The 14,116-nt window shown below is 67.6% G+C and carries 12 protein-coding genes and 1 tRNA gene; 6 read left to right on the forward strand and 7 right to left on the reverse strand.

Going from position 1 to position 14,116, the window contains the following annotated elements:
- Window positions 1-3: 3 nt before the first annotated feature.
- Window positions 4-300 (forward strand): MTH1187 family thiamine-binding protein, encoded by a 297-nt coding sequence (locus ON37_RS21455; RefSeq protein ID WP_040721765.1) that lies wholly within the window; start codon window positions 4-6, stop codon window positions 298-300.
- A 41-nt stretch (window positions 301-341) separates the two neighbouring features.
- Here the strand turns inward: ON37_RS21455 and ON37_RS21460 are convergent, their stop codons facing one another.
- From ON37_RS21460 to ON37_RS21475, 4 genes are all read right to left on the reverse strand, one after another.
- Window positions 342-992 (reverse strand): nucleoside triphosphate pyrophosphohydrolase, encoded by a 651-nt coding sequence (locus ON37_RS21460; RefSeq protein WP_083893191.1) that lies wholly within the window; start codon window positions 990-992, stop codon window positions 342-344.
- An 83-nt stretch (window positions 993-1,075) separates the two neighbouring features.
- Entirely contained in the window at window positions 1,076-4,690 is a 3,615-nt protein-coding gene (gene mfd / locus ON37_RS21465; protein ID WP_051031876.1) for a transcription-repair coupling factor, read from the reverse strand.
- A 295-nt stretch (window positions 4,691-4,985) separates the two neighbouring features.
- A complete protein-coding gene (locus ON37_RS21470) occupies window positions 4,986-5,633 on the reverse strand; it encodes a TetR family transcriptional regulator (RefSeq protein ID WP_040721767.1) in 648 nt (215 codons plus the stop codon).
- A gap of 231 nt (window positions 5,634-5,864) precedes the next feature.
- On the reverse strand, window positions 5,865-6,521 hold the full coding sequence (locus ON37_RS21475) for a TetR/AcrR family transcriptional regulator (RefSeq protein WP_083893183.1): 657 nt from the start codon (window positions 6,519-6,521) through the stop codon (window positions 5,865-5,867).
- 361 nt (window positions 6,522-6,882) lie between these two features.
- Here ON37_RS21475 and ON37_RS21480 point away from each other — a divergent pair.
- From ON37_RS21480 to ON37_RS21500, 5 genes are all read left to right on the forward strand, one after another.
- Window positions 6,883-6,953, forward strand: a tRNA-Gln gene (locus tag ON37_RS21480).
- Window positions 6,954-7,181: 228 nt separating this feature from the next.
- Window positions 7,182-8,672, forward strand: coding sequence for a bifunctional UDP-N-acetylglucosamine diphosphorylase/glucosamine-1-phosphate N-acetyltransferase GlmU (gene glmU / locus ON37_RS21485; RefSeq protein ID WP_040721771.1), 1,491 nt, complete (start codon window positions 7,182-7,184; stop codon window positions 8,670-8,672).
- Window positions 8,669-9,649 (forward strand): ribose-phosphate diphosphokinase, encoded by a 981-nt coding sequence (locus ON37_RS21490; RefSeq protein ID WP_030515237.1) that lies wholly within the window; start codon window positions 8,669-8,671, stop codon window positions 9,647-9,649. The genes glmU and ON37_RS21490 overlap by 4 nt, the downstream gene beginning before the upstream one ends.
- Window positions 9,650-9,890: 241 nt before the next feature.
- Window positions 9,891-10,205, forward strand: a complete 315-nt coding sequence (locus ON37_RS21495) for a hypothetical protein (protein WP_085997362.1) — start codon at window positions 9,891-9,893, stop codon at window positions 10,203-10,205.
- A 20-nt stretch (window positions 10,206-10,225) separates the two neighbouring features.
- Window positions 10,226-10,870: a DUF2461 domain-containing protein gene (locus tag ON37_RS21500; RefSeq protein ID WP_040721773.1), complete on the forward strand. Its 645-nt coding sequence runs from the start codon at window positions 10,226-10,228 to the stop codon at window positions 10,868-10,870.
- Window positions 10,871-10,894: 24 nt separating this feature from the next.
- On the opposite strand, the gene egtD is transcribed toward ON37_RS21500, so the two are convergent.
- From egtD to egtB, 3 genes are read right to left on the reverse strand one after another with little or no spacing between them, the layout of a single operon-like run.
- Window positions 10,895-11,866, reverse strand: a complete 972-nt coding sequence (gene egtD, locus ON37_RS21505) for an L-histidine N(alpha)-methyltransferase (RefSeq protein ID WP_040721775.1) — start codon at window positions 11,864-11,866, stop codon at window positions 10,895-10,897.
- Entirely contained in the window at window positions 11,863-12,735 is an 873-nt protein-coding gene (locus ON37_RS21510; protein ID WP_051031877.1) for a class II glutamine amidotransferase, read from the reverse strand. Before ON37_RS21510 ends, egtD begins: the two co-directional genes overlap by 4 nt.
- Window positions 12,735-14,072 carry an ergothioneine biosynthesis protein EgtB gene (gene egtB / locus ON37_RS21515; RefSeq protein WP_040721777.1) on the reverse strand — a complete coding sequence of 446 codons (1,338 nt, stop codon included), beginning with the start codon at window positions 14,070-14,072 and terminating at the stop codon, window positions 12,735-12,737. The genes ON37_RS21510 and egtB overlap by 1 nt, the downstream gene beginning before the upstream one ends.
- Window positions 14,073-14,116: the final 44 nt, after the last annotated feature.

A 14,116-nucleotide genomic window follows, 5' to 3' on the forward strand; every position in this document is an offset into this window, starting at 1 on the left:
CGCATGATCGCTGCCTTCTCCGTCACTCCGCTCGGCGTCGGCGCCGATGTGGGCCGTGCCGTCGCCGAAGCCGTTCGCATCGTCCGCGCCAGCGGACTGCCGAACGAGACGAATGCGATGTTCACCTCGATCGAGGGCGAATGGGACGAGGTGATGGCGGTGATCAAACAGGCCTCCGACGCCATCCTCGCCGTCGCACCCCGATGCAGCCTGGTGATCAAGGCCGATATCCGTCCCGGTGTCACCGGCGCCCTGACCTCGAAGGTCGAGACGGTCGAGCGCTATCTCGCCGAGGAATGACCCGCCCCGACAGCGCCGGGATCGGACCCCGACAACTGTCGCTACCCGGAGTCGGACGGCGAGGCGTCCCAGTAGGTGCGCCACTGCTCGGCCGTCAGCGGCGCATGTTCGCCCCGCGCCCGCTCGGCGGCATCCTCGGCCGACCGGATCCGCGCCGCGAAGGCGAGCGTGGCTTTGCGGAGTCGTTCCTCGGCGCTCTCCGGTCCGCCCAGGCGAACCACCCGCAACTCGTCCGGGATCAAATCCTCGGGTAGTCCCGCCTTCGCGCTGCGGGACCGAATCTTTTCCGCCAATGCGAGCGCGGGCTGCGCCATCGCGATCCCGTCCAGGCAGGAGCGCCGCGCCTTCTCGGTGAGTTTGCGCTCTTCCCAGGCCTTTTCCTGAGCAGCCACCTTGGCCGCCACATCCGATTCGGCGTCGACCGCCGGATTCGTCAGATGCGGGCTGCGGTGCACGAGTTTCGCGACCAGCGCGGCGGCCACGTCGTCCACCGTGAATTCGCCTGCGGCCTGGGCGATCCGGGAATGGAACAGCACCTGCAACAGCAGATCGCCGAGTTCCTCCTTGATGGTCTCGGCATCGCCGTGCTGGATCGCGTCGAGCAGTTCGTAGGTCTCCTCCAGCAGATACGGCCGCAGCGAGTCGTGGGTCTGGGTGACCTCCCAGCCGCCGAAATTCCACAGCCGATCCATCACCTCGACGGCCTCGGTCAGGCCGTGCGCGATCCGGGCGGAATCGGCCGCACCGCCGTCGCGGCCGTTCGAGCGGAACTCGCTCACCCGACCGCGACCTCCGTGCCCACCGCCAGATCGACCATGCCCTTGGGCTTACCGTCCAACGCCAGCAACAGATCGGCCACGAACTGCAACAGTTGCACATCGCGGACCCGGGCCGCGCCGACGCTGTCTTCCACGCGCGGCAGCGGAAGCTGCACGATCCCGGTGGTGGGCCGATAGCTCGCGCTCGGATACAGCCGTTTGAGCCGCATCTGCTTGGAATCCGGCAGCTGCAGCGGCGACACCTTCAGCGTGGTTCCGGTGACCCCGACCTCCTGAATGCCGTACTCCCGGCACAGCAGGCGCAGCTTGGCGACCGACACCAATCGGCCGACCTCCACGGGCAGCGGACCGTACCGGTCGATCAGTTCCTCGACCACCGCCGCAACGGCCGAATCGTCCTGCGCCGCAGCGAGTTTGCGATACGCCTCCAGGCGCAGCCGGTCACTGGCGATGTAGTCGGGCGGAATGTGCGCATCCACCGGCAGGTCGATCCGCACCTCCTTGACCTCTTCCTCGGTCGTGATCGGCCGGCCGTCGGCGGCGGCGCGATAGGCCTCGACCGCCTCACCGACGAGCCGCACGTACAGATCGAAACCGACGCCGGCGACATGGCCGGACTGTTCGGCGCCGAGAACGTTTCCGGCACCGCGGATTTCGAGGTCCTTCATCGCCACCGCCATGCCCGCGCCGAGATCGGAGTTCTGCGAGATGGTGGCCAACCGGTCGTAGGCGGTCTCGGTGAGCGGCTTCTCCGCCGGGTACAGGAAATAGGCGTACCCGCGTTCGCGACTGCGCCCGACCCGGCCGCGCAGCTGATGCAGCTGCGACAGCCCCAGGGTGTCCGCGCGTTCCACGATCAGCGTATTGGCGTTGGAGATGTCCAGGCCGGTCTCGATGATCGTGGTGCAGACCAGGACGTCGAATTCCCGTTCCCAGAAGCCCTGTACGGTCTTCTCCAGCGTGTCCTCGTTCATCTGACCGTGCGCGACCGCGACCCGCGCCTCCGGTACGAGGTCGCGAATCCGCTTGGCCGCCTTGTCGATCGACGAGACCCGGTTGTGCACGTAGAAGACCTGGCCGTCGCGCAGCAGCTCCCGGCGCACCGCGGCGGCGACCTGTTTGTCGTTGTAGGCGCCGACGTAGGTGAGGACCGGGTGGCGTTCCTCGGGCGGGGTGAGGATGGTCGACATCTCGCGGATTCCGGCCAGGCTCATCTCCAGCGTGCGCGGAATCGGCGTGGCCGACATGGTCAGCACATCGACATGGGTACGCAGCGCCTTGATGTGTTCCTTGTGTTCCACACCGAACCGCTGTTCCTCGTCGATGATCACCAGGCCGAGTTCCTTCCACCGCAACCCGGTCTGCAGCAGTCGGTGGGTGCCGACCACGATATCGACCTCGCCGGTGGCCATTCCGTCGATGACCGCGCGCGATTCGGCCGGATCGGTGAAGCGCGACAGCCCCTTCACCGTGACCGGGAAGCCGGCCACGCGTTCGGTGAAGGTCTGCAGATGCTGCTGCGCCAACAGGGTCGTCGGCACCAGCACGGCCACCTGCTTACCGTCCTGCACCGCCTTGAACGCCGCGCGCACCGCGATCTCGGTCTTGCCGTAGCCGACGTCGCCGCAGATCACCCGGTCCATCGGGACCGGGCGTTCCATATCGGCCTTCACCTCGGCGATGGCGGTCAGCTGATCGTGGGTCTCGGTGAACGCGAAGGCATCCTCCATCTCCTGCTGCCACGGAGTGTCGGGGGCGAACGCATGGCCGGGCGCAGCCTGACGCGCCGCGTACAGCTGCACGAGTTCGGTGGCGATCTCGCGAACCGCCTTGCGCGCCTTGCGTTTCGTATTCGCCCAGTCGGATCCGCCGAGCTTGGACAGACTCGGCATCTCCCCGCCCACATAGCGGGAGAGCTGATCCAGCGAATCCATCGGCACGAACAGCCGGTCCCCCGGCTGGCCGCGTTTACTGGGCGCGTATTCGATGACCAGATACTCGCGCCGAGCGCCGCCGACCGTGCGCTCGATCATCTCCACGAACCGGCCGATGCCGTGCTGATCGTGGACGACCAGATCCCCCGAGCTCAGCGCCAGCGGATCGACCTGGTTGCGCCGCCGGGCGGGCAGCTTCTTTCCTTCGCCGGGTGCGGTGACGCGATTGCCGGTCAGATCGGATTCGGCGATGACGACGAGTTTCGCGTCGTCGAAGACGATGCCGTCGTGCAGCGAACCACACAGCACACCGACCAGCCCGCGCACCGGTTCCGCGCCGGGCTCCAGCGCCGCGGCCGGCACCTCGGCCTCGGCGAGACGTTCCTGAATGCGTTGCGCCGTACCGTGTCCCGCGACCACGATGACCGCGCGACCACCGGTGGTGACGTGCGCGCGCAGCGACGCGAAGACGGTCGCGACCAGTTCCTCCGAGCCGCGGGCCGCCGGGGCCGACAGCACGGGCAGCACGATCTCCGCAGGATCGTCGGCGGCCAGCGGGCTCAGCGTCCACCACGGCAGGCCACGCGACTCGGCGCCCGCCCGCACGACGTCCAGGCCGCGATACGCCGAGGACGCCAGATCCAGGCCGTGCGCGCCCAGCGGGGCCGCACCGCCGAACGAGGCGGCCGTCCACGACGCCTCCAGGAATTCCTGCCCGGTGCGGACCAGGTCGGCGGCGCGGGTGCGGATCTTCTCCGGATCACACAGCAGCACATGCGAATCCGCGGGCACGACGTCGGTGAGCAGCTGCAGCTCGCCGGGCCGCAACACCGGCAGCAGTGCCTCCATCCCCTCGACCGGAATACCCTGCGCCAACTTCTCCAGCATTTCGACCAGCGCGGCATCGGCCGGATTGTCGGCGGCAACCTTCGCCGCGGATTCGCGCAATTCCTCGGTCAGCAGCAATTCCCGGCAGGGTTGCGCCACAACGAGATCCACGTCGACCTCGGCGAGCGAGCGCTGATCGGCGACGGAGAACGCGCGCAGTTCGCTGATCTCGTCGCCCCAGAACTCCACGCGCACCGGATGATCGGCGGTGGGCGGGAAGATGTCGAGAATGCCACCGCGGACCGCGAATTCACCGCGCTTGCCGACCATATCGGCGCGTTCGTAGGCGAATTCCACCAGGCGCGTGGTCAATTCGTCGAAATCGAATTCGGCACCGACCCGCAAGACGATCGGCTCGATCTCGCCGAGCCCGGGCGCCATCGGCTGCATCAGCGATCGAACCGTGGTCACGACGACCTGCAGCGGTTCCTCATGCCCCGGATCCTCCGGATGCGCCAGTCGCCGCAGCACCTGCAAACGACGGCCCACGGTGTCGGCGCTGGGCGACAGCCGTTCGTGCGGCAACGTCTCCCAGGACGGGAACAGCGCGACCCGATCGCCGATGATCTCGCTCAGCTCGACGGTCAGATCGTCGGCCTCACGCCCCGTGGCGGTCACCACCACCAGCGGCCGCGCGGCCGCGACGGTCGCCGCCACGAACGGCCGGATCGCCGCGGGCGCCACCAACTGCACCGACGAGCGACCGATCAGTTCCCGAACCTGACTCAGCGCGGCATCGGCACCGGCCACCTCGGCCAGTCCCGCAAGAGGTGGGCGATGGCTCGGCATGAAAGAAACTCCCGCTGCACAGATCGGCGATTCAGAGCGACCAATCGAGTCTAGTCACGCGAATATGCCGCCGGCACGGTGGTCCCCGCCACTGTGAACACGTCCAGCAACGCCGGTCCACCCGGTACCCGGAGAACACCCACAAGGCGTACATCTGCGAGCCGTACACCTGGGTGGGTCTCGGCCCGGCCTCGATTTTGGACTGACGGAGCGAAGGAGCGCAGCGACTGAGCGGAGGAGGGAAAATCGAGGCTTAAAGGGCCGAGACCCCGCCGGAGCGAAGCGGAGGCCGAAATTACGGCACGTAGCGGCGCAGCCTGCGCGCGGCGAACTCCCGGAAGTACGCCACCTTCTCGTCCGGCACGATCGACGGCAGCAGGAAGTACCACATCCGTTCCATCCGCACCGCCATCTGGTCGATGGATTCGGTGCCGACGGCCGTGATGTGCACCCCCGCAGTCATCTCCTGCAGGAGCAGGCCGATGGTTTCGGGATCGAGGTCGGGTTTGAGGTCGCCCTGGGCGATGGCCCGCTCGGCGAGCAGGATCTGAGTTTCACCCCAGGTCTTGGTGATGTTCTCACCGGAGGCGCCGCGGTAGTCGCCGATCTGGTGGGTGAGCTTGAGCATCGCGCCGACCATCGGGTCGTTCATGGTGAGATCGGCGACGACGTAGGTGATGCCGATAGCGGCTTCGAGGGCAGGCACCCGGGGATCGAAGAAACCCTGGCAGGCGCCGCGCAACCGTTCGTTGCCCTGGTCGACCACGGCGCGCGCGAGTTCTTCCTTGGATCCGAAGTGGAAGTACAGTGCGCCCTTGGTGACATTGGACTGCGAGATGATCTCGCTGAGGCTCGCATTCGCGTAACCGAGTCGCAGAAAGACGTCGGCCGCGCCTGCCAGCACCGAATCGCGGGTGATTTCCGCACGCGCTTGCCTAGCCATCAGATCCGCCTGTCCTCAAACCAGCCATCCTGAAGTAGACCGATATCCCGAAGTTGACCGACATCACAGCTCGAACAGCACTTGAAGGATGGGTGAACCGTACCATCCGACCGGCCGTCGCCAGCGGAATCGAGCATTAAGACCAGTCTCCTTCGCTAATCCTGGGTTAACCGTCCAGTTCGGCCCCCTAATTGCCCCGACACGGCCGCCGACCGATGGCGGCGAGGGGATTCAGCCGGGCGTCCCGCTCGGCCATTCCGAGGTCAGCTGCGGATCGGCCTCCAAGTGGGTGAGCCCGTTCCAGCACAGATTCACCAGGTGGGCGGCGACCACTTCCTTGGTCGGCTCCCGCTCGTCGAGCCACCAGGTGGCCGCTGTGGCGACCATCCCGACCAGGGCTTGGGCGTACAGGGTCGCGAGGCTGGTGTCGAAGCCGCGCCGCTCGAAATCGCCGGCGAGGATGTGCGCGACCTGGTTGACGGCCTCGTTCAGCAGACTCGAGTAGGTACCGGCGGCGGCCGCCGCGGGCTGATCGCGCATCAGGATGCGGAACCCGTCGGTGCGCTCCTCGATATAGGTCAGCAGGGCCAGCGCCACCTGCTCCAGGCGTACCCGGGAGCGATTCTGGGTGAGCGAGGAGGTGATCATGTCCAGCAGCGTCGACATCTCGCGGTCTACCACCACGGCGTAGAGCCCTTCCTTGCCGCCGAAGTGTTCGTAGACAACGGGTTTGGACACCTGCGCGCGCTGGGCGATCTCTTCGATGGACGTGGCGTCGTACCCACGTTCGGCGAACAGCGTCCGGCCGATCTCGATCAACTGCTGCCGCCGCTGGGTTCCGGTCATCCGCGGCCGCGGCGCCCGATTCGCATCACCCGTCGAAGTCATCGCGCCGCGCCGCCTCCCTGCGATACCTATCCGATTGACCGACAACTCTTCCAGACTCTCCGGATTCTCTCGCGGGCTCCCCCGCCTCGCGCGGGAACCGGACCGCTCGCGCGTGTCCGGCGACGGCACCCGCCGACCCCATCGGAGATCGATCGAGGAGCAGGTCAGGAGCAGGTCGAGGGGCCACCGGCGCGGTATCCGAGCATCCCCAGGCGCGGCCGGCCGAGAGAAGTGGGGTCGGCGCGTGGCCGCCGCGCCCGCCGAATCTCCCCGCAATTCGCCGAAGGCCGGGCAAACATGCGAAGATGTGGACCGCATGCCGTGGCGCAGCGGTGGATCGAACGGTCCGCCGGTGCGACGATCCGCCGTAGTGTAATGGCAGCACCACTGATTTTGGTTCAGTTAGTTCAGGTTCGAGTCCTGGCGGCGGAGCTGGCGAAGGGGCTGCGACCTGCACGAATGGCAGCGCTTGCGCCCGGCCGACCCGAACGGGACGGTGACCGCCGCGTCGGCTGCCGGACGGATACCGTCGCCGATCCCGGGTGCAGGTGCACTAGGGTGTGGGCGGACGGCCCGCCGCCGGCCGAGCCCGCGCAGGCCAGCCCTGCCGCAGGCACCACAGCCCACACCAGCACGATGACAGGCAGCCGAGGGAGATCCATGCCACAGCAGACCGCCGTCGTCGTTCTCGCCGCCGGTGCCGGAACTCGAATGCGGTCCAAGACACCGAAAGTGCTGCATTCACTGGCCGGTCGCAGCATGCTCGAGCACGCCCTGCACGCGGCGAACGAGATCGACCCCACCGCGCTGATCACCGTGATCGGCCACGACCGGGAACAGGTCGGCGCCGCGGTGAATTCCATTGCGGCGGAACTGGGCCGGGACATCACCAGCGCTGTGCAGGAGCGTCAGCTCGGCACCGGTCACGCGGTCCAGTGCGCGCTGTCGGAACTGCCGGACGAATTCACCGGCGATCTGCTGGTGACCTCCGCCGACGTCCCGCTGCTGGACGGCCACACCTTGTCGGCGCTGCTCGACGAGCACCGCAGTTACCAACCGCGTTCCGCGGTCACGGTTTTGACCTTCGTCCCCGAGGACCCGAACGGCTACGGCCGGATCGTCCGCGATGCCGACGGCCAGGTCATGGAGATCGTCGAACATGCCGATGCCACGCCCGAGCAGGCGGCGATCAACGAAGTCAATTCCGGTGTCTACGTTTTCGACGTCACCGTCCTGCGGACGATGATCCACCGGCTCAACACCGCGAATGCCCAGCACGAGCTGTATCTGACCGATGTGCTCAAGCTCGCGCGCGAGGCCGGCCACCCCGTGCACGGCGCTCGGCTGGTGGATGCGGCCAAGGTCACCGGTGTCAACGACCGGGTGCAGATGGCCGAGGCGGCCCGCACCCTCAACCGCTACATCCTCGAGCGGCATATGCGGGCCGGGGTCAGCATCATCGATCCGGCCACCACCTGGGTCGATGCCGGCGTGCGGATCGGCCGCGACGCGGTGCTGCGGCCCGGCGTGCAACTGCTGGGCAATACCGTCATCGGCGAGGATGCCGAAGTCGGTCCCGACTCGACCCTCACCGACGTGGTGGTCGGCGAAGGCGCGAAGGTGGTCCGGACCCACGGCGAGGGCGCGACCATCGGCCCGTCCGCCACCATCGGGCCGTTCGCCTACCTGCGCCCGGGCACCATCGTCGGCGAGTCCGGCAAACTCGGTGCATTCGTGGAATCGAAGAACGCCTCGATCGGCGCGCATTCCAAGGTTCCACACCTGACCTACGTCGGTGATGCCACCATCGGCGAGTACAGCAACATCGGCGCATCGAGCGTATTCGTGAACTACGACGGGGTGAACAAGCATCACACCGTGATCGGTTCGCACGTCCGCACCGGCAGCGACACCATGTTCGTGGCCCCGCTGAAGGTCGGCGACGGCGCGTATTCGGGTGCGGGTACTGTGCTGCGTAGAAACGTTCCGCCGGGGGCGCTCGCCGTATCCGGTGGAGCACAGAAGAACATTGAGGGCTGGGTGCAGCGGTATCGTCCCGGGACGGCCGCGGCGCAGGCGGCGGCGGAGGCGATCGCGGCCGACAACAGAGCGAGTCAGGCAACCGAGCAAAAGGATGGCAACACAGAGTGACCGCGTTCTCCACCGATAACCAGAAGAACCTGATGCTGTTCTCGGGGCGCGCTCACCCCGAGTTGGCCGAACAGGTCGCGAAGGAACTCGACGTCGCGATCACGCCGCAGACTGCCCGGGAGTTCGCCAACGGTGAGATCTTCGTCCGCTTCGAGGAATCGGTGCGTGGCTCGGATGCCTTTGTGCTGCAGAGCTTTCCGGCACCGCTGAACCAGTGGCTGATGGAACAGCTCATCATGATCGACGCGCTCAAGCGCGGTTCGGCCAAGCGGATCACCGCCGTGCTGCCGTTCTACCCCTACGCCCGCCAGGACAAGAAGCACCGCGGCCGTGAGCCCATCTCCGCCCGCCTGGTCGCCGATCTGCTCAAGACCGCCGGCGCCGACCGCATCATCACCGTGGACCTGCACACCGACCAGATCCAGGGCTTCTTCGACGGCCCGGTCGACCACATGCATGCCCTGGTCCAGCTGTCGGAGTACGTGCGTAACCACTACAGCACCGAGAACGTCACCATCGTCTCCCCCGACGCCGGCCGCGTGAAGGTCGCCGAGAAGTGGGCCGACGCGCTGGGTGGCGCCCCGGTGGCGTTCATCCACAAGACCCGCGATCCGCTGGTGCCGAACCAGGTGAAGTCGCACCGTCCCGTCGGTGACGTCGCGGGCCGGACCTGCATCCTGATCGACGACATGATCGACACCGGCGGCACCATCGCCGAGGCCGTGCGCGTCCTGCGCGAGGCGGGCGCCGGTGACGTGGTCATCGCCGCCACCCATGGCGTGCTGTCCTCCCCCGCCGCGGAGCGCCTGGCGTCCTGCGGCGCGAAAGAGGTCATCGTCACCAACACCCTGCCGATCACCGAGGACAAGAAGTTCCCCTCGCTGACCGTCCTGTCGATCGCCCCGCTGCTCGCGCGCACGATCCGCGAGGTGTTCGAGAACGGGTCCGTGACCGGCCTGTTCAACGGCTCCGCCTAGGAAGAAAAGCCTCCTCGCTTCCATGGAGCTGCGCTCGAGTAGAGAATGGAGCAAGTGGGGTACCGGGTCCTCACGAAGGAAGCCGACGTATCGACCGATTTCGCGAGGGCATGGGTAACTCGCCCGGTACACCCACAACTTCATACGTCGTGAGGTGAGACCGACTGCCTGGTCGAGCGGCTCTCACGGCACGCACAATCCCCGGAGAGGCGGGGGAGCCTGCGAGAAAGGTGGGCTTGGGATGGCCGACGACGACACTTACCCGTTGATGGACGAGGTGTTCGAGATGGGCGATGACGAGCGCGAGGATCTGGACTACGACCTCGGCGAGGACGAACAGGCCGACGAGATCCGCGAGTATCAGCGCTACATCGACGACCCGCCCGAGGATCTGGTGATCAAGTATCACGAGAACGACGACGACGGGCGCCTGGGCATTCGCAGCGAACTCGACCAGGAATGGACGCGCCGTCGGTACCGCCAGGAGTTGCGCGCCGAGGACGAGCGGCCCGCCGAGGTCGCCGCCATCGAGGTGGTGGACGAACCGGGCGACTGAGGGCGGGTTAAGTTGGCGGTATGAGCGGATTCGCCGGGTTCCCGTTCGCCGGGCTGGACTTCTACGAGGATCTGGAGGCCGACAACTCCAAGGCCTTCTGGACGGCCAACAAGCACATCTACGAGCAGGCCGTCCGGGCCCCGATGATCGCGTTGACCGCCGAGTTGGAGGATGCGTTCGGCCCGGCGAAGGTTTTCCGGCCGTATCGCGACGTGCGGTTCTCCAAGGACAAGACGCCCTACAAGAATCATCAGGGCGCGGTGGTGCGGACGGCCCCGGGCGCCGGCTGGTATGTGCGGATCGGCGCACCCGGCCTCTATGTGGGCGCGGGTGTGTACTCCCCCACGCCGGAACAGCTCGCTCGGCTGCGCACCACCATCGACGACGAGGTCCGCGGCCGCGAACTGCAGAACCTGCTCGACGGGCTGGCGGCCGCGGGCTATGCGATCGGCGGGGAACGGTTGAAGACCCGCCCCAAGGGCTACCCCGCCGACCACCCTCGCATCGAATTGCTGCGGCACAAATCCCTCGTGATCCACAAGGACTTCGGGGCGCCGCCCTGGCTGGAAACTCCCCGCGCCGGCGCCGAGGTCCGGGCCGCGTGGGAGGAACTGCGGCCGCTGGTCGAGTGGTTGTCCGCTGTCATCGGAAACCGACTCCGCTGACCCCGGCCGGCACAGCCGGGGACGTCAGCGTCGTTCGGCGAGGACGAGCGCGAAACGGTCGTCCGGGTCGGTCCACACCTGTTCGGTAGCGAATCCGGCGCGGTCCAGTTCCCGGCCCAGCCCGTCGACCCGGAATTTGGCGGAGATCTCGGTGCGCATCTGCTCCCCCTCGGCGAAATCCACCACCAGATCGAGATCTGCGACTCGCACCGTCATCGCCCGGGTGGCGGCCAACCGCATCTCGATCCATTCGTTCTCGGCGTCCCAGCGGGCGATGTGGGTGAAGGCATCCGGATCGAAGTCGGCGTGCAGCCGAGAGTTCAACACGTGCAGCACATTCCGGTTGAATTCGGCCGTCACGCCGGCGGCGTCGTCATAGGCCGGAACGAGCACGGCCGGATCGGTCACCAGCCCCGCGCCGAGCAGTAATTGTTCACCGGGTTCGAGTACCTGCTGGATACTGCCGAGGAATTCGGCCCGTTCCGCCGGGATCAGGTTGCCGATCGTCCCGCCCAGGAAGGCGATCATGCGGCGACCGCCGCGCGGCAGATTGTGCAGGGTGTCGGTGAAGTCGCTCACCACGCCGTGCACCGCCAGATTCGGGAATTCGACACTCACCTGCTCGGCGGCACCGCGCAGGGCGGAGACCGAAACATCTTGTGGCACATATGTCTTCAACGGACCCTCGGCCAGCAGCGCCGACAACAGCAATCGCGTCTTGGCCGCCGAACCGGCGCCCAGTTCGACCAGCACCTCGGCCTGGGCGGTGCGGGCGATATCGCCGACGACGCGCTCCAGCAGGGACCGCTCGGTCCGGGTCGGGTAGTACTCCGGAAGCTCGGTGATCGCCTCGAACAACTCACTGCCGCGCGCATCGTAGAACCACTTCGGCGGCAGGCTTTTCGGTGTGCTCGTGAGTCCGGCCCGCGCATCCGACCGCAGCGCCGCGGCGAGATCGTCGTCGGTGAGATGGATGTCCACTGTCGGTTCGGTCATGAACGGGCCCTTTCGGATTCATCAGGTCCTGGGTGGGGGACAGCAGCCAGCGGTTCGACGACCAGATGGCCGGGACGCACCGTCAGCACCTGCCGGTCGGGAATCGACCGCCAGCGCGGATCGTCGTCGTAGGGTTCGGACGAGATCACCGCGAAGTCGTCGGTGACCAGCACCGACAGCGAGTGGTACACCGTTGTCGCCCAGAGGGTTTCACCGTCGCCCAGCAGTAGATTCAGTCGTGCGTTCGGAGCGTCGGCCAATACCGCTCGGACGGTGGCCGCGAGCACCTCGGCCACCGCCGAGTCGTGTTCGGCGCCGGCCAGCGCGGCCCGCAGAACCACCCAGAGCGTCGCCGAATCGGTGGCGGATTCGGCGGCCAACAGATCGGGTGACCCGAATTGCCGCGCCACCGCCGGCAGGACCGTCCGCCAGTTCTGGACCACGCCGTTGTGACTGAAGGCCCAGCGTCCGTCGGTGAACGGCGCACACGCGCTGCGCTCCACGGGCATGCCGACCGTCGCCGACCGCACCGCCCCGAGCACGGCCGTCGACCGCAGTTGCGGCAACACCTCGTCCACCGCGGGATCGGTCCAGATCGGAGCGGGGTTGCGGTAGCGGCTGGCCAGGAGTGTCACCGGCGCTCGACCGCCGATCCGGCCGGCCACCCGCCCGTCGCTCGGGCCCTCGCCGTCCGCCTGCTCCAGAAGGGTCGGCACCCACCAGGCCACACCGAAGCCGTCGGCGTTGACGGTGCCGCCGCGTCGCATGTCGGTGGGCGCCCACGACTGGGTGCGCAGCGAATGGGTGCCTCGCGTGAGCAGTTCACCCACCGGCGCGGGGGGACCCAGGTAGCCGAGATGTCGGCACATCAGCGCTCTTCGGGGCGCAGGTCGCGGGCGAGGCGGAAACCGGCGAAGATCTGGCGGCGAATCGGATGGTCCCAATTCCGGAAGGTGCTGCGGCAGGCGACCGGATCGGTGCCGAAGGAACCACCGCGCAGGACGCGGTAGTCGCCGCCGAAGAACACCTCGGAGTATTCGCGATACGGGAAGGCCGCGAAGCCCGGATACGGATCGAAACCCGACGCGGTCCATTCCCAGACGTCACCGATCAGCTGGTGCACCCCGAGCGGCGACGCACCGGCGGGATAGGCGCCGACATCGGCCGGTTCCAGGTGCCGCTGGCCCAGATTCGCGGTGGTCTCGTCGGGTTCGGCATCGCCCCACGGATAGCGGTGAGACCGTCCGGTGGCCGGATCGAAGCGGGCCGCCTTCTCCCATTCGGCCTCGGTGGGTAAACGCTTGCCGGCCCAGTTGGCATAGGCCTCGGCCTCGAACCAGCACACGTGCACCACCGGCTGCTGCGGGCGCACGGGCTGCAAGGTTCCGAAAACCCTTCGCCACCAGCGATTGTCCGCGTCGCGCTCCCAGAACTGTGGCGCGGTGAGCTCCGCCTCCGTACGATGCGCCCAACCGCGCGCAGACCAGAGCTCCGGGCGCCGATAGCCGCCGTCGTCGATGAAGGCCTGGTACTGCGCGTTGGTCACCGGCGCCGCGTCGATCGCGAAGGCCGGTACGTACACCCGATGTTCGGGCCGCTCGTTGTCGAGCGCCCACGGGTCGGCGGTGGTGCCCATTGTGAATTCGCCTGCGGGAATCACGACTTCGGCGCCGACCGCCACCCGGGCCGCGGGCGCGGGCGGTGCGGTCAGCACCGCCGCCCCCGCGCGGAGTTGATGGGTGGCCAGCATGGTCTCGTCGTGCTGCTGTTCGTGCTGGGCGATCATGCCGAAGGCGAAGCCGCTGTCCACCAAGCGATTACCGGCCAACGGGCTGGAATCCAGCACATCCCAGACCTTGTCGCGCACGGTGCCGACGTAGCTGCGGGCCTGGGCCGGATCCAGCAGTGGCAGGGCGGGGCGGTCGGCGCGGGCGTGCCGGAAGGCGTCGTAGAGGTGATCGATATCGGCGCGCACGGGTTCCCGGCCCCCGACATCGCGCACCAACCACAGTTCCTCCTGGTTGCCGATATGGGCCAGGTCCCACACCAGCGGGCTCATCAGCGGCGAGTGCTGAGCCACCAGTTCGGCCTCGTCCACCGCATCGGTCAACGCGGTCGTGCGAGTCCGGGCCCGGGTGAGGGCCTCGGCGATCCGGGTCCGTAATCGCTCGGTCTCGGCATGATCGGATCCGATGTACAGGGTCATCTGCGCTCTCCCATGGGTCGTGACCGGCTCGTCGCACGCGGCGG

Origin of the sequence: Nocardia veterana NBRC 100344, assembly GCF_000308855.1 — a bacterium.
Taxonomy (GTDB): Bacteria; Actinomycetota; Actinomycetes; order Mycobacteriales; family Mycobacteriaceae; genus Nocardia; species Nocardia veterana.